The organism is Nostoc sp., from assembly GCF_036917155.1.
GTDB lineage: Bacteria > Cyanobacteriota > Cyanobacteriia > Cyanobacteriales > Nostocaceae > Nostoc.
In genome coordinates this window covers 1-21,777 of sequence record NZ_JBALDZ010000215.1, presented here as the reverse complement: position 1 = coordinate 21,777, position 21,777 = coordinate 1, and the positions used below count along the sequence as shown (strand labels likewise).

At 41.5% G+C, this 21,777-nt stretch carries 20 protein-coding genes; 12 read left to right on the top strand and 8 right to left on the bottom strand.

The window, feature by feature from the left end; translation table 11 throughout:
- The first annotated feature begins 2 nt into the window (after window positions 1-2).
- The 3 genes from V7K67_RS27995 (at window position 3) to V7K67_RS27985 (ending at window position 1,900) form a co-directional block, all read left to right on the top strand.
- Window positions 3-1,124, top strand: a complete 1,122-nt coding sequence (locus V7K67_RS27995; protein WP_335169345.1) for a THUMP domain-containing class I SAM-dependent RNA methyltransferase — start codon at window positions 3-5, stop codon at window positions 1,122-1,124.
- A gap of 131 nt (window positions 1,125-1,255) precedes the next feature.
- Window positions 1,256-1,396: a hypothetical protein gene (locus V7K67_RS27990; protein ID WP_334731722.1), complete on the top strand. Its 141-nt coding sequence runs from the start codon at window positions 1,256-1,258 to the stop codon at window positions 1,394-1,396.
- A 237-nt stretch (window positions 1,397-1,633) separates the two neighbouring features.
- Window positions 1,634-1,900 (top strand): hypothetical protein, encoded by a 267-nt coding sequence (locus V7K67_RS27985; protein WP_334709230.1) that lies wholly within the window; start codon window positions 1,634-1,636, stop codon window positions 1,898-1,900.
- Between the two features lie 162 nt (window positions 1,901-2,062).
- On the opposite strand, the gene V7K67_RS27980 is transcribed toward V7K67_RS27985, so the two are convergent.
- From V7K67_RS27980 to V7K67_RS27965, 4 genes are all read right to left on the bottom strand, one after another.
- Window positions 2,063-3,667: an NAD(P)/FAD-dependent oxidoreductase gene (locus tag V7K67_RS27980; RefSeq protein ID WP_335169342.1), complete on the bottom strand. Its 1,605-nt coding sequence runs from the start codon at window positions 3,665-3,667 to the stop codon at window positions 2,063-2,065.
- 218 nt (window positions 3,668-3,885) lie between these two features.
- Window positions 3,886-4,905, bottom strand: coding sequence for a S66 peptidase family protein (locus tag V7K67_RS27975; RefSeq protein WP_335169341.1), 1,020 nt, complete (start codon window positions 4,903-4,905; stop codon window positions 3,886-3,888).
- Window positions 4,906-5,083: 178 nt separating this feature from the next.
- Window positions 5,084-7,078: a GAF domain-containing sensor histidine kinase gene (locus tag V7K67_RS27970; protein WP_335169339.1), complete on the bottom strand. Its 1,995-nt coding sequence runs from the start codon at window positions 7,076-7,078 to the stop codon at window positions 5,084-5,086.
- A 201-nt stretch (window positions 7,079-7,279) separates the two neighbouring features.
- A complete protein-coding gene (locus tag V7K67_RS27965; RefSeq protein WP_335169337.1) occupies window positions 7,280-9,667 on the bottom strand; it encodes a dynamin-like GTPase family protein in 2,388 nt (795 codons plus the stop codon).
- A 135-nt stretch (window positions 9,668-9,802) separates the two neighbouring features.
- Here V7K67_RS27965 and V7K67_RS27960 point away from each other — a divergent pair, with 135 nt between their 5' ends.
- The 9 genes from V7K67_RS27960 to V7K67_RS27920 all read left to right on the top strand — a co-directional run bounded on the left by V7K67_RS27960 (window position 9,803) and on the right by V7K67_RS27920 (window position 18,437).
- A complete protein-coding gene (locus V7K67_RS27960) occupies window positions 9,803-10,207 on the top strand; it encodes a PPC domain-containing DNA-binding protein (RefSeq protein ID WP_334709225.1) in 405 nt (134 codons plus the stop codon).
- Window positions 10,208-11,186: 979 nt separating this feature from the next.
- A complete protein-coding gene (locus V7K67_RS27955; protein WP_334709224.1) occupies window positions 11,187-11,681 on the top strand; it encodes a DUF2231 domain-containing protein in 495 nt (164 codons plus the stop codon).
- Window positions 11,678-12,283 (top strand): DUF2231 domain-containing protein, encoded by a 606-nt coding sequence (locus V7K67_RS27950; RefSeq protein WP_334731716.1) that lies wholly within the window; start codon window positions 11,678-11,680, stop codon window positions 12,281-12,283. Before V7K67_RS27955 ends, V7K67_RS27950 begins: the two co-directional genes overlap by 4 nt.
- A 32-nt stretch (window positions 12,284-12,315) precedes the next feature.
- Complete coding sequence (locus V7K67_RS27945; RefSeq protein ID WP_334731715.1) at window positions 12,316-13,239, top strand: cytochrome c oxidase subunit II; 924 nt, start codon at window positions 12,316-12,318, stop codon at window positions 13,237-13,239.
- A complete protein-coding gene (locus V7K67_RS27940) occupies window positions 13,229-14,890 on the top strand; it encodes a cytochrome c oxidase subunit I (RefSeq protein ID WP_334731714.1) in 1,662 nt (553 codons plus the stop codon). The genes V7K67_RS27945 and V7K67_RS27940 overlap by 11 nt, the downstream gene beginning before the upstream one ends.
- Before the next feature lie 156 nt (window positions 14,891-15,046).
- The gene (locus V7K67_RS27935) at window positions 15,047-15,712 is read left to right on the top strand and encodes a cytochrome c oxidase subunit 3 (RefSeq protein WP_334709220.1); all 666 of its coding nucleotides are present in this window, start codon (window positions 15,047-15,049) and stop codon (window positions 15,710-15,712) included.
- Between the two features lie 37 nt (window positions 15,713-15,749).
- Window positions 15,750-15,995 carry a hypothetical protein gene (locus tag V7K67_RS27930; RefSeq protein ID WP_334709219.1) on the top strand — a complete coding sequence of 82 codons (246 nt, stop codon included), beginning with the start codon at window positions 15,750-15,752 and terminating at the stop codon, window positions 15,993-15,995.
- Window positions 15,996-16,472: 477 nt separating this feature from the next.
- Complete coding sequence (locus tag V7K67_RS27925) at window positions 16,473-17,468, top strand: ABC transporter substrate-binding protein (RefSeq protein WP_335169334.1); 996 nt, start codon at window positions 16,473-16,475, stop codon at window positions 17,466-17,468.
- Window positions 17,469-17,612: 144 nt separating this feature from the next.
- Window positions 17,613-18,437: an ABC transporter permease gene (locus V7K67_RS27920; protein WP_334709215.1), complete on the top strand. Its 825-nt coding sequence runs from the start codon at window positions 17,613-17,615 to the stop codon at window positions 18,435-18,437.
- 322 nt (window positions 18,438-18,759) lie between these two features.
- Here the strand turns inward: V7K67_RS27920 and V7K67_RS27915 are convergent, their stop codons facing one another.
- From V7K67_RS27915 to V7K67_RS27900, 4 genes are all read right to left on the bottom strand, one after another.
- A complete protein-coding gene (locus tag V7K67_RS27915; protein ID WP_334731712.1) occupies window positions 18,760-18,939 on the bottom strand; it encodes a hypothetical protein in 180 nt (59 codons plus the stop codon).
- A 380-nt stretch (window positions 18,940-19,319) separates the two neighbouring features.
- A complete protein-coding gene (gene namA, locus V7K67_RS27910) occupies window positions 19,320-20,387 on the bottom strand; it encodes an NADPH dehydrogenase NamA (protein ID WP_334709213.1) in 1,068 nt (355 codons plus the stop codon).
- Window positions 20,388-20,535: 148 nt separating this feature from the next.
- Entirely contained in the window at window positions 20,536-20,781 is a 246-nt protein-coding gene (locus V7K67_RS27905) for a hypothetical protein (RefSeq protein WP_335169331.1), read from the bottom strand.
- Window positions 20,782-20,787: 6 nt separating this feature from the next.
- Window positions 20,788-21,777: MFS transporter (locus V7K67_RS27900; RefSeq protein WP_335169329.1), on the bottom strand; the 990-nt coding region annotated here is incomplete at its 5' end.

The window sequence follows — 21,777 nt, the reverse complement described above, 5'->3', positions numbered from 1 at the left end:
TTATGAATTATTTTGCAACGGTTGCTCGCGGATTAGAAACCCTGGCGGCTCAGGAGTTAGAGCAACTGGGTGCCCATTCCGTAGAGGCAGGATTTTGCGGTGTAGCATTTGAAGGCGATCGCACTCTGCTTTATCGCGTCAACCTCTGGGCTAGGCTACCGTTCCGCATCTTGGTGCATATCCATGAGTTTCCATGCCTTGATGCTAAGGATCTCTATCGCGGTATCCAGACCATCGATTGGCAAAACTATCTCACACCAGACATGACGCTGGCGGTGAATGTCACGGGCAAAAACGATCACCTCAACCACAGCCACTTCACATCTCTCCAAGTCAAAAATGCGATCGTTGACCAACAGAAAGAAAATCTGGGTCAGCGTTCAAATGTGGAACTTCATGACCCAGATGTGCGGGTCAATGTTCATATTGAACGCGATTTTTGTACCGTTAAACTCGATAGTTCTGGAAATAGTCTGCATCGCCGAGGCTACCGTCCTGCGGTTGGAGTAGCCCCTCTCAAGGAATCTCTAGCTGCTGCCCTCATTCAACTTTCGGGTTGGCAGCCAAACCAGATGTTCTACGATCCTCTCTGTGGATCTGGCACTTTACCTCTAGAAGCTAGCTTAAAGGCACTTAACATCGCACCAGGGCTGTTTCGTGAATCCTTTGGATTTGAAAATTGGCTCGATTTTGATCTGCCCCTTTTAGAAAAACTGCTCCAAGAAGCTAAGGACAGCCAAATAGATACCCTGCCTGCGCCTATTTGGGGAAGCGATCGCGATGAAAATATAATCGAACAAGCGATGAACAATGCTCAAAACTGCGGCGTTGATAATCATGTATGGTTTTCTCAAATGGAACTTGCTGATGTTGTCGCCCCGGCAGACAGTGGGGTTTTATTCTGCAATCCACCCTATGGCGAACGGCTGGGACGAGATAGTGATTTAGGGGCATTCTATAAACTTTTGGGCGATGTGCTGAAACAACGCTTCAAAGGCTGGACTGCATTTGTGCTAAGTGGCAACAAGGAACTGTCTCAATCCATTGGACTAAAATCATCCCAGCGAATAGCCGTGTATAACGGAACATTGCCCTGTCAGTTAATGAAATATGAGTTGTATTAAGACGGAATCCCAAAAAATAAATCCTCTTAAGCTTAGTAAACTCAACGAGGTTGTCACCAACCCCGTTGGTCTTCAAAACCGTGCTTAATAGTTTCCCATTACACGGCTCCTCAATGAATCGGCACATTGTCATGTGTACTTCACAACTGAACCATCCTCAGTTGTCTTTTCATCGTGGCAGTGTCGATGTAATAGCTGATCGAGGTACTTATGTTCATTACGACGTAGCTGAATTTCAGGAAGACCTCAAAACATTGCAGGAATCAGGTTGACGATGACACTGAGGATGTGCTGTATTGTCGGGCTTTATGGCATTGGGTATCTTAATAGGCTCAATCTGAGCCTGTGAGATTTATAACACTCTTTAAGAAATTTAACTTTAGCAAAAAAAAGCTTCAAAGCGTCTCTGAGCCTGTATTCTGGCAGCTAGCATGAAAATATTTCTAAAAAGGTGACAGTATAATCGGTGACTGACAACTTGCAATTTATTTATAGCTAAGGGGCTATTTATGTCAGACCAATTCACGTTTACCGTTACCAACGATACCGAACAAACAATTACAGAGTTGTGGGTATCTGTCGATGATGAAGAGTGGGCTTCATTTACCTTGAGTGATTCAGGGATTCCGTCGGGTGAAACAGCAACAATTGCTTGGGCTGAATATACGAATGATTCGCCCTGTGAATGGTATATCTCTGCTGTCTTTGAAGATGAATCAGAAAGTGAGTCAGCCCTATTTAACTTCTGTGAAGAGCCAGCTTTAACGTTCGGCTAAATTTCCCACTGCGATCGCCTACGGCGGGCGTGTACGCCATCGCACTTGACGTATGATTGCATATCGACATCCAGCCATAAAAACCAAAGCTCTACCTCGAAAGCATCTAGGTAGAGCTTGATTTTAGAATTAATATTGGCAATATTTCAGATTTTGCCAATATCAATTCCTCAAAATACTTAAAGCCACCGCCTCCGCTACCTTAATCCCATCGATACCAGCCGAGAGAATCCCCCCTGCGTATCCCGCGCCTTCCCCAGCCGGATAAAGACCGACTGTATTCAAACTCTGATAATCTTCTTTGCGCTTAATCCGAATCGGTGATGAGGTGCGGGTTTCTACCCCAGTCAACACGGCATCATCCATTGCAAAACCTTTAATTTGTTTGTCAAAAGCGGGAAGGGCTTCGCGGATAGCTGCGATCGCATAATCTGGTAAACTCTGACTCAAATCACCCAAATGTACTCCCGGTGTATAAGACGGCTTAACAGTACCCAATGTTGTGGAAGGGCGATGGTTGAGAAAGTCTCCCACCAACTGTCCTGGAGCTTCATAAGTTCCACCGCCCAATTCAAATGCTCGTTCTTCCAAGCGCCGTTGGAAGTCAATTCCCGCTAAGGAGTTGCCTGGATAATCTTCAGGTGTGATGCCCACAACGATCGCACTGTTGGCATTGCGCTCATTACGAGAGTATTGGCTCATTCCATTGGTGACAAGTCGCCCCGGTTCTGATGCGGCTGCAACCACCAACCCCCCCGGACACATACAGAAACTATAGACAGAACGACCATTTTCGCAGTGGTGAACCAGTTTGTAGTCAGCAGCACCTAAAAGCTTATGACCAGCTTGAGCGCCGAAACGACATTGGTCAATGAGAGTCTGGGGATGTTCGACCCGAAAACCGATGGAAAAAGGTTTCGGCTCGATGTAAACTCCGCGTTCAAATAGCATTTGAAAGGTATCACGCGCGCTGTGCCCCACCGCCAGAACTACATAATCGCTGGCGATATATTCCCCACTGGCGAGGGTGACTCCCCGCACCTGTCCATTTTCGATGTTAATATCTTTCACCCGACTTTCAAAGCGAATTTCACCGCCGAGGGATTCGATTTTGGCGCGCATACTTTGGACGATTCCCACCAGCTTGAAGGTACCGATATGAGGTTTGTTGATATATAAAATTTCCGGCGAGGCTCCTGCATTGACGAGTTCGGTTAGTACCTTGCGCCCATAATGCTGAGGATCTTTAACCTGACTGTAGAGTTTGCCATCAGAAAATGTACCCGCCCCACCTTCGCCAAACTGGGCATTAGATTCTGGGTTGAAGTCTGATTTTTTCTTCCAAAAGCCAAAGGTATCAACGGTGCGATCGCGAACTTTTTTCCCACGTTCTAAAATGATTGGACGGAACCCCATTTGTGCCAGTATCAAACCCGCAAATAAGCCACAAGGTCCAGTACCAATGATGATGGGGCGAATTGTCAAATTGCTCGGTGCTTGTGCCACTGGGCGATAACTCATGTCTGGCGTAGCCATCAGATGGGGATCTTTTTTCAGGCGCTTGAGTAGATTAGTCTCCTGAGTTGTTTCTACATCCAGAATATAAACAAGGGCGATCTCTCCTTTCTTACGGGCATCGTAGCTACGCTTGAAGATGGAATAGCCGATCAATTCTTCATCTGTGATTTGCAGCTTTTTGAGGATGGCAGTCTTGATCTCATCTTCAGGATGATCAAGCGGGAGCTTTACTTCTGTTAGTCGTAACATAGCGAGGAGAAATTCATACTGTCTATCAAAATATTAATCAAAATCAACGATTAAATTTTGGATTTTAGATTGAAGATTCAAAATTTAAAAAGGTCTGAACGCAAACAGTGTCTCGAATAATTTCCCCCGAATTTATACTCGCTTCTCGTGGAGCAAGTTACGCGAAATAAATTTAAAATCTCAAATTGCTAGGTATGGGGTCAATCTAAAATCCCAAATCAATTAACAGCCACCTCTAACATTCGTATTGTCCCAAGTCCAGTATCTATTTCTACTTCTACACCGATTGGCAAGGTAAATTTATCTTTAATATGGCCAATCATTGAACCGTACCAAGCAGGAATCCCTAAAGGAAGTATATGATCTTGCAATACTTGCATTAATGTAAATGACGGTTCATCTCCAAGACTACATTTAGTGCATTGTCCAAAGATAAAGCCAGCAATTTGATTAAGTATCCCAGCAGTTTTTAACTGCGTCAGCATTCTATCTACACGGTAAACATCCTCGCCAACTTCTTCCACAAACAGGATGCTTTTGTTCCAAGAAGGTAGGTAAGGTGAACCTAGCATCGCTGATAGCACTGATAAGTTTCCACCTACAAGTTTACCCCTCGCCTTTCCTGGTGAGATTATCTCCACCTTCACTTCGCTAGGGTTGAGATTTTGCATAGTCACAGCTTCACCATTAAATAGGATGCGCTTGAAGTAATCCACTGTAAACTGATTCCAGGTAGAGGTGGCAACTGGCCCGTGAAAAGTAATCATTTGACTACGGGCATTAATTGCTAACAATAGTGTCGTGATATCACTGTACCCGATGATAATTTTCGGATGGGAGCGGATCAGCGAGTAGTTGAGTAAAGGTAAAATGCGATTACAGCCCCAACCACCACGCATAGGAATAATCGCTTTTATGCTGCGATCGCTAAACATCAAGTTTACATCATCAGCGCGATCGGCATCTTTACCTGCTAAATAGCCGTAACGGTCTAAAATGTGCTTCCCCAGCTTGACTTTTAACCCTAACTGTGAAAATGATTGCTGCGCTGCTTCAATATCTTTGGCGTCAACGATACCCGCAGGGGAAATCAATCCTACTGTATCGCCCACTTGCAAGCGAGGCGGCTTGTGGATAGTGTTTGGAGATGGCTTACCTTGAGCAGTAAGTGTTGGTATCTGGGTAGCTAAGGTAGCAAATCCACAGCTTGTGAGAAATTCCCGACGTTTGATAGTCATAACCATTGAGTTGGGGACTAGAGATTGTTTTCCTAATACCCAGTACCCAGTTTGGCAAAGATGTAATTATAACACAATACGGTTCAGTTAAGCCCAAAACACTTGTAGAGACGGCGATTTATCGCCGTCTCTACAACCCAAGCGTATTGTAATATAAGACTCCTAGAGATCAATGTTATTACTGACTATTTAAAATTTGAATAGGAATTTCAATTTGAAATTCAGTTCCCTTACCTAATGCAGAGATACAACTGAGCTTACCCTGGTGCTTTTCGACAACAATCTGATAACTGATGGATAACCCTAAACCAGTTCCTTTACCAACAGGTTTTGTAGTGAAGAAAGGATCAAAGATATGTTCCTGAATCTCTGGATTCATACCAGAGCCATTATCTTTGATACTAATTAAAATCGTCTCTTTGTCTAAAAGTAAAGTCTTAATTTGAATAGTTGGTATCTGATTTTCAGACTGCCAAGATTGAATATTCTCCTTTAAGGTATAAATTGCGTTATTAAGAATATTCATAAAAACCTGATTCAACTGGTTTACATAACAACTAACCATTGGTAGGTTACTATAGTCCTTAACTATCTGGATCTCAGGTAATTTGTTGGGCAGTATCAACTGATGATTCAGAATCATTAATGTGTTATCTATACCTTCATGAATATCTACAGACTTCATTTTTGCTTCATCTAGTCGCGAGAAGTTCCGTAAGCCAAGAACAATTTCTGTAATTCGCTCACTACCTACTGTCATAGATGTCATTAATTTAGGTAGATCGTCACACAAGTACTCTAGATCAATAGTATTTATTTTCGCTGCTATGGTGGGATTTTCTTGAGGATATTGCTCTTGATAAACTGCAATTAAATCTAGTAAATCATTGATGTAGCGATTTGCATATCCGAGATTACCAGCAATAAAACTAATGGGATTGTTAATCTCATGGGCAACCCCTGCTACCATTTGTCCTAAACTCGACATTTTTTCACTGTGAACCAGTTGAGCTTGTGTCTTTTGTAAGTCAAGCAGAGCCTTTCTTAATGCAGCTGTTCGTTCTGTAACTTTTCGTTCTAACTCGTTGTTAGCCTTTTGCAAAGCTTCTGCGGCTCTGACGGTTTCTGTCGCAATACTGGCAATATGGGTAGCTGTTTTCAGAATTTCTAGATGATGCGGAGTTGGATGACAGGGAAATTTATGAGATATAGCAAATGTCCCTAAAACTTCACCAATTTGTGAAGTAAAAGGTGATGACCAACAAGCTCTAATATTGTAACTCAAAGCGAAATCTCGAAAATCAGCCCATAAAACATCAGTAGCAATATCATTAGCAAATACTGAATCTCCTCGATAAGCAGCAGTACCACAAGAACCACAACATTCACCAATCATCAAACCATCCACACCCTTAGCAAATTCTTCTGGTAAAGTTGGTGCTGCTCCTCCCCGCAGTTGTCGATTTTCTTGATCTACAACTAAAATTGAGCAATACGCCCCTGGTAATTCTTGCTCTAGCAAAATACAAAGATTATTAAAAATTTCATATAGGTTAACTCCAAAAGTCACTTGTTCTAAAATTTTGCTTTGGGTGTACATTAACGCTTCTGAACGTTTGCGTTCAATCGCTGTTGCTAATATATGGGTTACAGATTGCAAAAAATGAACATCATCTGAAGAAAAATCTCTTGCCTCGCTAGCATATACTTCTAGGAAACCTAAAGCTTTACTTGCACCAGGAATTAATACACTCAAACCAGTAACGCTATCTGGAGGAGAAGGGATAGTTAAATCATCTATCTCACAAGAGGGCGTGTTTAGCTTAATAATTGGCTGAGTATTCTCTAATAATTTTTGGACTTGCTGATCGGTTGTGATATTAATCTCAGTAGAGTCTGTTTCTAAAGGTGTCTCTCCAAGGCTAGCGACTTGACGTAAAGAATTACTATCTGAAAGTAGTTGCCAAATTCGACTATATTTTATATCTAGTATTTGAGCTACCAACACAACTGTATCTTGGAACAAATACGACAATTCAATCCCTGAAAGTGCCTTTTGTCCTAGTGTATTCACTGCGGCTTGATAGCTGAAACCCATTGATAAATTATCAGTTTTATACCAGTTGTTGTTTGGATCAGTTGTTTTGCTTGATGTCTCTAAATTTAAGTTCATAAACAAAGTATTATCTTATCTGTGTATCTAATACTCCCCTAAAAAAGTTTTAAATTCAACCCGATCTTAATAAATTTAAGAAAATAGAATATTTATAAATAAAAGATAAAGTAGGGGGCAAACCAAATACATTTAAATTATTAAACATATTTACCCCCTAAGTATTTTCTCGTAATGTTTTTCAAATGACCAGATGGATTCCTATATAAAATCTGTATTACCAATTACGGGCAAAAGATTGTCATATAATTGCATCGCCTGCAAACAAGTATTAATACTAGAGGCAGCTGAATTATATGCTGCAATATTTTCTTCAACAATATTTAATAATCGGCGATTATTCGCAATTTTTTCTTCAGCCTCTTGTTCTAGTGTTTTCTCTAGATAAGCACGCGCCTGTGGATATTGCTGCAAAATCTCATCTGCTTGCTGATCTGCCATTGGTAACAACTGGGTTTTGAGCGTTTGGTTGATGGTTTGACGGAAAGACTTACGAATAGTTTGGGAAACTTTGGGTTCAAAATCTAACTTCAATAACTGTCTAATTGCTGGCTCTGCTTCTATGATACTTTCAGCGTCGTAACCTTGAGAAGTTTGTAATAGAGTTTGGCGAAATTGATATATAGAAAAAGTGCCTTCATCATAAAATCTAGGACTTTCTCGCACAAAGCGATCGCACTCTACGCTAGCTGCACTCACTAAGGCTTGACTAACTTGTTTTTCTAAACTTCTCATCTCTTGTTCAATGCCGCCATCACAATCTAATAAACGATACAATTGGCGATAATATTCTGACTTACGAATCTTTTCAATCAACCGCTGAAAATAATTTGCAACTACCTGCTGAGAAGATTCAACCAAAATATCTTCTAATTGATTTGCTAAGTAATAAAATGCCTCTACTAAAATAGCAATTAAAGGTGCAGTAGCGTTGCGGGGATGGCTGATAGTTGCACGTCGATAAGCATAAGCTACAGAAAAAGTATCTAGCAATTCATCTAGACGGCGAATCATTCGTGATTGCAATTGCTTAAAATCTGCTTCAAAACTATCACAAGAATTATTAATCACATGGTTGACTTCTTCTATGATATGCTCACTGAAATCTTTGCCAATTTGTTGGAGTTGCTGATTTAGTCCTTGCAATTCTTGCGCCTTCATCGTCTCAATTTCTTGAGGCTGACTATCTAAATTGCGTTGGACACTCTGATAATGTTTCTTCAGTTTAATACAAATATCTTCCAAATCATCAGCAAGATTTTTAAATAATTGTGGACGCTTTTCTTCGGTAAGATAGCGAGTAATTGCTGTACGAAATTCCTCAGTCCCACTATCTTGAATTAGCTGTTGTATTAGTTCATTTCCCCAATCTCCCAAAATCCGCACATAATTTTGATTTGGGGTTTCAAAGCCATTCACAGAGACACGAAATTTAGTGGCAGACAGCTTTCCTGAATTTACACAGTAGTTGTTAAACGCATAGACGAATTGTGGTGTTTCTTCTTTCCCATCTAAACCTTTAATACTTTCCGCGAAAACAGAGTCTAAACCAAATCTATCTTTTTGGTTTGTCTGTTTAATCTGACTGCCGTAAAATCCTAATAATCCACTGGTTTTATAAACCTTGCTGGAATTGTAAAACTGCCCGCTAATTAAATCGTCTAATCGTTGCCGTAGTTGGGTATTGTACCAAGTCTCGTCGATGCGGTTGAAGATGTAGAAGACGCGATCGCGTACTCCCCCATTCTCTCGCATTAATTCCAAAAGTTCAGTTTCTTCTTTTGTCATCTCACCCGCCGAAGCAGGTTTTAGCACACATACCACCGCTGAAGTATCAGGATGTTGAATTTTGGCATAAGTTAGCTGTGCATCTTTTTCTACTGGCGCATCGATACCAGGTGTATCAATAATTACATTACCATCTTCTAGCAGAGGATGATGACAGTAATATTCTATCCGCTTCAATACGGCACTATTACTACCACGACGGGCATATCCAGCCGCTTCCTTGAGATTGGAAAAGTTAAATTGCTCCATTGAATATGTAGCATTATTAACCGTGTAGATGCGATCGCGGTTTGCTATATATCCCTCTAGCAACAACATCAAGGCCTTCGCCTGTTTTGCACGTTCTGATTTACTCTCACCACCTTCCTGTTGAATAATCGCTTCAGAACTTTGACGCAACAAGTTAATTACATCAGCTTGATTGATATTAGCTACTATCTTAAATCCTAATTGCTGACATAAAGAAACTGCTTGTTCCCGAATCTCTGCTTCACTTAAAAACGTCAAAACAACACGTTCTTGATCTACTTCTGCATACTCGATTTTACATTCTGTACCTGTAGCGTGTCCCTCTGCGCTGTAGAGTAATTCCCTCTCTAATAGTGCATTGATTAGCATTGATTTCCCAGCACTAAACGCACCTGCAAATACAATCTCAAACTTCGGAGAAATCGCCTTAATTAAAGAAGTTCGTACAGGTGTAATATCTTCAGAACGTAGTGTTGGTTCTTGTTGTAAAAGTTGTAATATAGATTCAACCTGCTCTTTCAAATCTTGGCACTGAAGCGGAAAATCTGACATATTCGGCATCCTGATAATACTTATCTATATCTTAGTGATATTTATTGTCTTGATGGTTCAGTAAAAATCCTGATAATTGTTATGTGGTTTAATTACTAGAGATTACTTAAACAACTAAATTAAATACATTGACTAATGAAAGTTTTTGCGATCAGATTGAAACCTCACGACGATTTAAGACAAAGCTTAAAGAATTTTGTCAAACAGAAAAACATCAAAGCAGGGTTTATATTAAGTGCTATTGGTAGCCTAGAAGAAGCAAAAATTCGCTTTGCTAATCAAGACATCAGTACAGTATTAACCGACAAATTTGAAATCATCGCCCTCAACGGTACAATAGCAACTACAGGCGTGCATTTGCATATTGCTATTTCTGATCGAGAAGGCAAAACAATCGGTGGACATCTCGACGATGGATGCATTATCTACACAACTGCTGAAATAGTTATTGGTGCAAGTGAAGAATTTACTTTTAATAGAATTTTTGACCAAGAAACAGGTTATCAAGAACTAGAAGTTATACCTGATTATTCATCATAAGAGATCCAGCAGTTTTCTTTTGTATGAAGTACAAAGCTACAGGTTTGGAGGCAGGAGGTAGAAACTGTTTACCAAGCCCCTTCGGGGCGGGAACTCTTAACAGGGAACAGAAAAAAAATTAGCCCCGAATACAGGGTTTAAAGCCCCTAAATTTATTTATGAAAAGAGATAAAAATATTTGAAACGAGATGGCGTCAGCCACGATGTTTCAATGTGTCCTTGTACAAATCCCCTGATTTTAATTATGGGGATTTCCCTGTTGCCTGTTGCCCGTTCCCTGTTCCCTTTTAAATCTGATTTGAAGTCCTACATTTTGTACCTCATTTACTTGCAAATTGCTGTAATTTTTTGGGCATTTATAATCCAAATATAACCATTTCGACGAAGTATCTTGAGTACGTCTTAGAGGATGTTTGAAAAGTTTTAGGCGACTAGAAGTCGCTACTACACAAAACTTAGTCCACCTCCGTGGACTAATACAAAATCAAGGGTTTTTAACCCACGTAGGTGGGTAAAGTCTCGTGTAGCCGCGACTTCTAGTCGCCAGGACAAGTAATAATTTAGACTTTTCAAACAACCTCTTAAGATGGAGAGATTGGCAATTATGAAAAATATTTCAACTATTTGTCATTTCTGTGACAATAGTATGTCTTTCTTTTTAAGATTTGTAAAATTGTAATTTTACAGCTTATATCAATCTTAAGTCAGATGTATGGTATATTCAGAGCAAGTTAGGTTATTAGTTAAAGTAAAGTTCTTAGTTGATCAATTTAGGATGACTTAAACAAGAAAAACATATAAGACGCTAAGGTTTTTTGGCTGCATTTAAAATACCTGATTAAATTGGCTATTGTAAAATAACTAATTTAATAATCAATAGCAACCATTTTTTGTATTTATAAATGCCATTTTGGATATATATCAACTAAGATTATGGCTATTTTTAGTGAATTTTGATATTTGGGAAAAATAATTAGCGATGCTTGCTCTGTCTCTAAATAACCAAAATTTACCATACCCTGACCCTCTACACCCTATCATTGTCCACTTTGTAATTGCAATGGTGCTTTTTTCTTTTGTGTGCGATGTTCTGGGCTATTTCACACGCAATGTGCGTTTGTTTGAGGTGAGTTTCTGGAATATGTTTGTGGCCTCAGCAGCTATCTTTATAGCAGTGATTGTTGGTCAGTTTGAAGCAGGTCTGGCGAACATCTATCCAGCAGTTCAACCAACATTAAATTTTCATACGGTCATGGGTTGGTCGCTGGCAGCTATTGTCGTTGGCATTACAGCTTGGCGTTTCGTGATTCGCAATAGCAGTCCACGAAAAGTACCGCCTGCTTATTTGGGTGCTGCAACGTTTTTAGTCTGCTTAGTATGCTTGCAAGTCTATCTAGGAAGCAAGCTAGTTTGGGTGTATGGGTTACACATCGAGCCAGTTGTGCAAGCTATGAAGCAGGGAGTTTCGCCATGAACTGGCAACTTATTGACCAGTTGAGATTAAGACTAAATGCTAACGGATTACCTTATGAGATTCCCATACATCCGCAACTGGTACATTTAACATTGGGCTTGTTCATTATTGCCATCATTTTTGATATTGCCGGAGTGCTTTTTGCTTTAGAAAAACCAATCTTCAAATTTTTGGGTCTAGCTACCTTACGTTCTGGTTTCTTTGATGTCGGCTGGTATAACCTCATAGGAGCAGCTTTTATTACCTTTTTCACCGTTGCAGCTGGTTTTTTTGAGCTATTGCTAGCAAATCCACCAGTCGTTCAAAAGAGCGTTTGGGGGTTAACTGCTGGTTGGACAATGCTTTTGCATGGTTTGGGTGGCATTTTGCTGTTGGGAGCGATCGCAGCCATGACAATATGGAGAGGTTTGCAACGCTATCGCTGGCGTAAGGATGCTTCTAGGCAAGTGCAGTGGAGTTACTTGTTAGCAGGTATGGGAATATTGGCAATATTATTCGTTCATGGAACTTTGGGGGCGCAATTGGGAGAAGAGTTTGGAATTCACGTTACTGCTGCGAAGTTACTCCAAGAAGGTAGAAACCCAAATTTACTACTCAAATAATCAAGCGGGAAGTACTCTTAGATGAAATTATTATGTTTAGTTTTTGGGAATATGTACTAATAGCCTTTTATGTAGCAGTGCTAATGATTGGCAGTCGGTGGATTGGACAACAGGCGTTTTCTTGGATGCCTCCTCAAGCAACAGCAGAAGCACAACGGGTAGATGATTTATTTAGCTTTTTAGTCTCAATTGGAGCATTTATCTTGCTGGGGCTGATTGGTGTGATGGTGTATGCGATCGCCTTTCATCGTGCCCCCCCGGAAGACTACACCGAGGGACACCCTTCTAGAGGTGATGGGAGGCTAGAAATATTGTGGACAGCTACCCCGACTCTGTTAGTAATATGGATTGCCTTGCAAAGCTTTAATATTTATCAGCAATTAAATATTCTGGGTTTAAACCAAATAGTGCATTTGCACACACCCCTAGAATCTGCGCCCGCCTACGCTGCGAACGTCAGCGATATTCCCAAACCTGCGTCTGAAACAATTGATGTTTTCGTTAGGCAATGGGATTGGTCTTTTCGCTATCCAAATAACCTTACCACTAAGGAATTACACTTGCCACTCAATCGCAGCACTCGCTTAAAGATGCAGGCAGAGAAAGTAATCCACGGCTTTTACATTCCTGAGTTTCGTTTAAAGCAAGATATTGTTCCAGGGCGCAACATTGATATTGTGATTACACCGATTCGCTCAGGTAAATATCGACTGAAAGATTCTCAATTCAGTGGTGCTTATTTTGCCTTGATGGAGGCAGATGTATACGTTGAATCCCTTGATAAGTATAATCAGTGGCTCGCGCAAACAGTCTCTAGCGAAACTACAAACACTACAAACCAGGCAGTTGCCGAAAATATCCAACCACCAAAGACATTATTTAAAAGCGGCTGGTACACAGTCACACCTGCTCAACCGGCTGTAGCGAATCAAAGGAAGATAGATAATGACACATGATATGAGTGAAGCTATAGCCAAAGATAGAGAACCTGAGAATAACTGGCGGGAATATTTCAGCTTCAGCACCGACCATAAGGTAATCGGTGTTCAGTACATGGTGATGACCTTCATTTTCTTTCTTCTCGGCGGGCTGTTGGCGATGATCATCCGGGCTGAGTTGCTTACCCCGGAAGCAAATTTAGTTGACCGCCCCCTCTACAATGGTTTATTCACCATGCACGGGACAATCATGATTTTCCTGTGGATTATTCCCTTCAATGCAGGTCTTTCTAACTACCTAGTACCGCTGATGGTTGGAGCGCGGGATATGGCTTTTCCCCTGCTCAATGCCATCTCTTTTTGGATTCTACCACCAGCCGGTCTTCTACTACTGTCTAGTTTCTTACTACCAAACGGGACTGCACAAGCTGGCTGGTGGTCTTATCCACCAGTTAGTCTGCAAGTTCCAGCCGGTCAGTTGATTAACGGTCAATTTATTTGGATAGTTAGCCTAGTATTAATCGGCATCTCCTCAATTATGGGGGCGATCAACTTTGTTACTACTATCTTTTGGATGCGATCGCCAGGGATGACATTTTTCCGAATGCCGGTTTTTGTGTGGTCAGTTTTTAGCGCCCAGTTGTTGCAGCTGATTAACTTACCTTCTTTGACGGGTGCATTAATACTGCTATTGCTTGACCTCTCCTTCGGTACACAATTTTTTAAACCTGAAGGAAGTGGCGATCCGATCATCTACCAACATTTATTTTGGTTCTATTCTCACCCCGCAGTGTATATCATGGCGCTACCAGCCTTCGGTATTATTGCGGAAATTCTGCCAGCCTTTGCTCGCAATCCTCTATTTGGCTATCGGTCAGTGGCGATCGCAACTTTAGGTATCGCTGGGATTAGCATCTTCGTTTGGGTGCATCACATGTTCACCAGCGCAACCCCTGGCTGGATGCGGATGACCTTCATGGCCACCTCAATGTTAGTTGCCATACCCACAGGTGTGAAGGCATTCGCTTGGACTGCCACCATCTGGAGGAGCAAATTGCACCTAGAGACACCAATGTTATTTGCGATGGGAGGTGCAGCGATGTTTATTTTTGGCGGTGTCACTGGTGTAATGCTTGCTGCCACGCCATTTGATATCCATGTCAATAATACTTATTTTGTCGTCGGTCACTTCCACTACATCGTTTTTAATACCATCACGATGGCTATCTTTGCCGGAATTTACTTCTGGTTTCCCAAAATAACTGGAAGGATGTACGCCGAGGGTTGGGGTAAACTGCATTTCTGGTTAACCTTTATTCCTGCCAATATCACCTTTTTTTCCATGCACCCATTAGGTTTGCAAGGAATGCTACGCCGAATTTCCTCTTACGATCCCCAGTATCAGGGATGGAACGTCATCGCTAGCCTGGGATCGTTCTTGCTGGGAGCATCCACGCTACCATTTATTGCTAACATCGTTGGTTCCTGGCTATATGGAGCGAGAGCAGTTGATAATCCCTGGCACGCTACAGGATTGGAATGGACAACTTCTTCACCACCTCCGCGAGATAACTTTGAAGAGATTCCTATTGTCAACAGACCTCCTTACGACTACGGCGATCCAAAATACTCATTCGTGGAAAATTCTAATGATGGTGAGTCTGACTAGGGATTGGGGATTGGGGAATGGGGACTGGGGACTAGGGATTAGGAAGGAGATATAGTTATAAATTTTTAAATCTCTAATCCTAATTCCCAATGCCCAATGCCCCATGCCCCATGCCCAATTCCCAATTCCCATGCCCAATTCCCAATTCCCAAAATCATGCAACATCGCACCATCCATATAGATGAAAGTCCGATCCGTTTTGATCAGTGGCGGCGACGCTTACCGAATTGGTTACAACGCTTTTTGCCGAGTGGTGGCGGGAGTCATGAAGATCATCATGGCAAAGGAATGTTTGGGTTTACTGTGTTCCTCTTGTCAGAAAGTATCATTTTTTTGAGTTTTATCTTTACTTATGTTGCTCTGAGACTGAATACTACTAACTGGCTACCACCCGGTATTTCTGGGCCAAAATTGTCTACATTCGTGATTATTAATACGGTAGTATTGCTTTCTAGTAGCTTTGTAATTCAAGCAGCAGAAAATGCCCTCAAACGTAATCAACTCAGTAAATTTCGCGGACTATGGCTGATCACGAGCGCAATGGGAATCTACTTCCTAATTGGTCTATTAATTGAGTGGAAAAATCTCGATTTCAAACTCACTACAGGATTAGTTGGTTCCACATTCTACTTGCTGACAGGTTTCCACGGTTTACACGTTTTGGCTGGTGTTGTGCTTCAGATAATTATGCTGATTCGCTCATTCATTCCCGGCAATTATCATAAGACTCACTTCGGTGCAAGTGCGACTACTCTATTTTGGCACTTTGTTGATGTAGTTTGGGTCTTCCTATTCTCGCTTCTTTACCTTTGGCGAGCATAAAAAGTTCAGTTAAACAAGTATTTTTAGGAGTAATTTTATGAATTTATTCATCCAAGAACTACCAACCTCAGAACTCGCCCCAAAAGCAGTTCAAGAAACTCCCGCACCAGGTAAAGATCCACTCATTGCACAAGGTTTACAAAAAGAGCAATACATTGGCATTATTGGGCTAGCGATCGCTCTAATTGCCGCTGTAGGATTTTTTAGTCGCAGAGTCGAATATGCTATTGGTTTCGCTTTATTCCTCAGCATCTTTTTAATTGCGTTATTTTTATTCATATAGCTAGCGAATTAATGAGTAAAAATGTCTCGTTCCCAGTCGGAGACCGGGCTACAATCCTCTTGGGAATTATCTTTCAGCTTTTGTTAAGAAAGATGTGACTAATGGATAGGTCTATAGTGAAAGCTTTAAATCGTGACTTTTGTACCATCAAATTTGGTAAACGTGAAACCTTCAAATTTTTCGCGGAAAGTTAGTTTCTCGTCTTTCAGGATACCAATGGCGATGTAAGTATTTAATGCTAATACTCAAGCTCTCATGGCATGGTTATTACACTTCCGTAGTCTTAATCAGTCCGATAGCTTGTTGCCAAGATTCAAGAGTCGCTATATTAGCTGCACTTTCTTCCAGTCAGACTGCAAAGTCCGCTAAGTCTATCTATTTACCGTATTTTGGATGTTAAATCAGACTTTCTCACAAACGGTGATGAAAATCGTTTGACTTAATAAAATAACATAAATCTTTTACAAAAGGCAAAAAATGATGATATTCAAGAGATTTAGAACGTGGAGTTTATTGATTGGATTAGCACTATTGACGTTTGTATTTGTCGCTTGTGCTTCTGGTAATAAAACTACTTCACAAGTACCAGAAAAAGTAACCATTGCTTATCAACCTGGAATTAATTACGCTAATCTACTTATTGTCAAGCAGCAGCAAATTTTAGAAAAACAATTTCCCAAGACACAATTTGAGTGGCAAGAATTATCGAATGGTGCAGCTATTAGAGATGGAGTTATCGCTAATCAAATACAAGCTGGTGCAAGTGGTATTGGGGCATTTCTTGTAGGTTGGGATAAAGGCGTGGGCTGGAAAACATTAGCTTCACTTAACTATAGTGAGTTTTGGTTAATAACGAAAAATCCCAACATCAAAAGTCTCAAAGATATCAAGCCAGGAATGAAAATTGGTTTACCATCTCTAGATGGGATACAAGCACTTGTAATACGAAAGGTGGCGCAAAAAGAATTAGGAAATCCCACCGTACTCGATCAAAACTTGCAAGTGATTTCTCACCCGCTAGGTTTGCAATCGCTGTTAACTGGCCAAATTGATGCACATTTTACAACGCCACCTTTTCAATTTCAGGAAGTTGAAAAAGGTGGTAGGGTAATTATTAAAAGCTCTGATATTTTTGGCAAGACTAGCGCAGCTAGTGTATTTATGACTGAAAAATTCTACAATCAATATCCTGAGTTTGGTAAAGCTTTGTATACCGCAATTGCCAATGCTACTAAACTCGTGAATGAAAAACCTGATGAAGCAGCCAAAATTCTCTCAGAAATAGATGGCGGAAAAGTCTCACAGGAACAATATAAAAAGTGGCTTACGAATAAAGCAGTGGCTTATGGAATTGAGCCAAGAGCATTCCTCCAATATGGAGCATTTATGCATGAAATTGGCATATTAAACAAGCAGCCTAAATCAATTGATGAATTAATTTTACCGCCGCTTAAAGGTGCTGGGGGAGATTAACTTAATGATTAATTTAGAGTCTTTGATAATAGCTACTGCGAAGGTAAGAATATCAGCACTAATAAGTTTGTCGAAGTTGCTAGTTTATCTAGAAAGTTTACTCGGCAATTATTCCCGACGTGAGGCTTTTAGAGTATGAAATTTGTGAGTCGAACAACAGCAAATTCCGAGAAGTTTGAGAAGTTATATGCTGATCTCAAAGCCAGTAGTACTTTCAGGCGCGGAGTAATTTTTTGTAGCTTATTGATTTTTTGGCAATTGTATGTATGGATTGCCCAAGTTCCTGCCTTGCTGATTCCTGGCCCAATAGCAGTTTTAGAAGTACTGTGGCACGACTTATTGAGTCAAAAACTGCTGCAAGCAACACTCAGTACTTTGTCTGTGTTATGTATCGGTATGGTCTTGGGTGTGATTGTGGGTACGGCTTTAGCAGCTTTCGCCAAAGTTTCTCGTTTTGGTCAAGATTTGCTAATTGTGATGAGTTCAATGCTGAATCCTTTACCTGCGATCGCTATTTTACCCCTAGTGATGATTTGGTTTGGGTTCACTTCTGTTTCTATTATCATAGTTACTGCCCATGCAACAACTTGGCCGATTGCCCTGAATACAGAAATGGGACTCAGTACTATCAACCCAACGGTTCTGATGGTGGGTAAAAACCTTGGTCTAGATGGTTTCAAATTAATTCGAGAAATCATGATCCCTGCTGCATTACCTCACATCTTAACAGGCTTAAGAACTGCTTGGGCTTTTGGTTGGCGTACCGTGATTGCCGCTGAATTAATGTTTGGTTCTGGAGGTGCTACCAGCGGTTTAGGATGGCAGATTAATAACAGTCGCTACTTCCTACAAACCGATCGCGTATTTGCCGGATTAGTGGTAATTGCAATTTTGGGTTTGGCTGTCAATTATCTTTTTCGATTAATTGAAATCAACACAGTGCAAAAATGGGGTATGAAACGTAGTTAAACAGTTGATGGAATTAGGCGATTGCCTCTACAAAACATCTAAAGCTTTGCATAAGTTCGTAACTTTTTTAAACGCAGAGGAACACAGAGGTAAACGCAGAGGTACGCAGAGTTTTGCCAAAGTTAATTCGCTATGAATTAATGAAATAATGATTCAATTCTATACTCTTTTTTGGGTGGGCTGTACTTAGTCTTTATTGGATTGTGGAAATAACCCCAACTGGGCGTAAATTGGATCTACTATTTTTCCTATTTTTGGCAGTTGTCTACTAAAGAAGTATGCTCCGAAAATACAACAGATACCACCAAACATTAAAGCATTGCTAACACCAAAATACCCTGCCAATGCTCCAGACATATCGTAAGTTCCAACGATCTAACAAAACTCCTACTAAAGGAGTAATAACTAAGCCCATCGCTTGATTTGTAAATCCAGCTACACCAACTAATACGGCCGAATTAGTTAGTTGATAAACTAGCCATACTAAAGCAATTTGAGTCATCCAAGACCCAAAAAAAGATAAACTTTCGCCAATAACAAAAGTCTCCTAATTGCTTACCTGGTTTCTCGTTCCCATTGTTGCTATGGGAACAAGGAAAGCCATTGCAAGGTGACTCATAAAATCTCTTGTTTTTCTCAGCGCTCTCCGCGTCTCTGCGGTTTAGAAGCAATTTATATAACCGCAGAGGCACAGAGAACACAGAGATAACCCGCATTTCTCACAAGCTTGAAATGCTCTTGAGCAGAGGAGAGTTCAATGTGCCAAGTTCAATCCCCTCTGCCCCTCTGCTCAAGAGCACAAGGTTTTGAGAGATGTGGTGAGAAATCCGGGATAAGAGCTTTTCAGATGACGTGAAAAGTAAGAATTTAGTATGGGTGAAATTATAGCCAAGCGCGATCGTATTGAACAGGCCAGAGTTTATCGTGTCCTAGCTGTTTGGCTGCCAGATGTGGCCAGTAAGGATTGCGGAGGAGTTCACGTCCTAACAGCACTATATCAGCTACTTCTGTACGAATAATTTCGTCAGCTTGTTCAGGGGATGTAATTAAGCCCACGGCTCCTGTATGAATATTAGCTTCGCGGCGGATGCGTTCGGCAAACTGAGTCTGATAACCAGGTTTAATTGGTATATGAACGCCTGGTATAGTACCGCCTGAGGAAGTATCGATGAGATCAACTCCTAGAGATTTGAGTTTGTCGCTCAAAGCGATACTTTGCTCGATGTCCCAGCCATTGTTTACCCAATCGGTGGCGGAGATGCGTACCCAGAGTGGATGTGTCTGGGGCCAAACTTCTCGGACTGCTTGAACTACTTCTCTGAGGAGACGAGTCCGGTTTTCAAAGCTACCACCATAATCATCTTGACGGTGGTTAGAAAGAGGTGAGAGAAATTGGTGCAGTAGATAACCGTGGGCAGCATGAATTTCCACTACCTTGAAACCAGCTTGTAGAGAACGTTTGGCAGCTTGGGCAAAGGCATCAATAACTTCTTGAATTCCCTCAAGGCTGAGGGCTTCTGGAACTGGGCTATCTTGGCTAAAAGCGATCGCACTACTCGAAATTACGGGCCGCCAACCTTCCTGAGATTCATCTAGTGCTTTTCCTCCCTTACTCGGTTTGGCAGTGCTGGCCTTTCTACCTGCGTGAGCAAGTTGAATACCCGCAACAGCACCAAAGTTATGAATTAATGCCACGGTCTTAGCTAAACTTTCTATATGTGAATCTGACCAAATTCCCAAATCTTGCGGGCTAATGCGTCCACGCGGCTCCACAGCTGCCGCTTCTGTGATCACTATACCAGCACCGCCAACTGCGCGAGAGGCTAGATGAATAAAGTGCCAATCGTTAGCATATCCATTTGTACTGGAATATTGACACATCGGTGAAACGGCGATGCGGTTGCGAAAGGTAACTTCACGAATTTTGAATGGTTCAAATAGATGTGCCATTGATATTGATTCCTTCTCTTGCTAGGTAAAAGGGATTGGGGATTAGGGACTGGGGATTAGGGACTGGGGACTGGGGACTGGGGATTAGGGACTGGGGGCTAGGATTTTACTTGTAAGAATTATGTAAGGGACTTTGACTCGAATGGCACTAAGTTAAGACACAGCCCTTGGACTGACTGGTTCCCAGAGGCTCCGCCTCCAGTGGCTTGACCAGAGGCAGCAGCCCTCTGGGAATACATTCCCAGTCTGAAGACTGGGAACCAGGTGACACAAGCCTTTCGGCTTTTCTTAGTCCCATTCGATTTTGACCCCTCCCAAGTTTTGAAATAATTTCCCAGTCCCCAGTCCCCAGTCCCCAATCCCCAATCCCCAATCCCCAGTCCCCAGTCTCCATGACCAGTTAAACTGCTGTAGATTTTCTCTTCCGTACACTGAAATGAGCGATAAACGCCACTGTCAACAAAAATAATCCCAAGGCGCAAACGCCGTTCCATTGCCACAATCCCCAGACATAAGTGCCAAGAAAAGAGCCAAGTGCGCCGCCAGTGTAGTTTGTAACCATGTATACCGTATTCAAACGGCTCTCAGCATTTGGAACTAAGTTGTAGACGCGGATTTGATTTGAAACATAACCAGTATGCATTCCCAAGTCAAGAATAAGCACCCCTAATATAAGACCCATCAAATGAGTTCCACCAGCTATCCAAAGGATGACAAAAGCTGATAGAGATAGCACAACAGCTACTCCAATTAACATTCTGGGGCCGCGCTTATCTGCTACTCGTCCAACAATTGGGGTGGTAAAAACGCCAATTAAGCCAACTAAGCCAAATAAACCTGCAACTCGACTGTCGTAATTATACGCGGGAGATTCTAGTATAAAAACTAGAGTTACCCACGCAGCATTAAAGGCTGCAAATACTAGTGCAACATTCAGCGCCGCTTCACGTAATACAGGCTGTTCACGAACTAGTTGCATAAGACTCTGCATTAGTTGCTGGTATGACAGGCTAGACGAAGGCTTACTTACAGGTATCCGCCCTTGGATGACAAAAGCTAAGACAAGCATTACACCTGCTGAGATGCCATATACGGCTCGCCAACCCAGATATTCCCCAATTATCCCACTGACTGAACGGGCGAGAAGAACGCTGAGGATCATACCACTGAGTAGGGTTCCAATAACTTTACCCCGCTCTGAAGGCTGTGTTAGTTGGGCGACTAGTGGAATAACTAGATGTGCTACTATACTACAGAAACCAAGTACGAAACTTGATACAGAAAGCCAAGCCATATTCAGTAGACCGAAAACTTTTGCGATCGCTAAAAAATAGTAGTATATGACACCATTTTTAGGAGAATGGAAAAAAGCTGCTCCGTAGCTATAAAT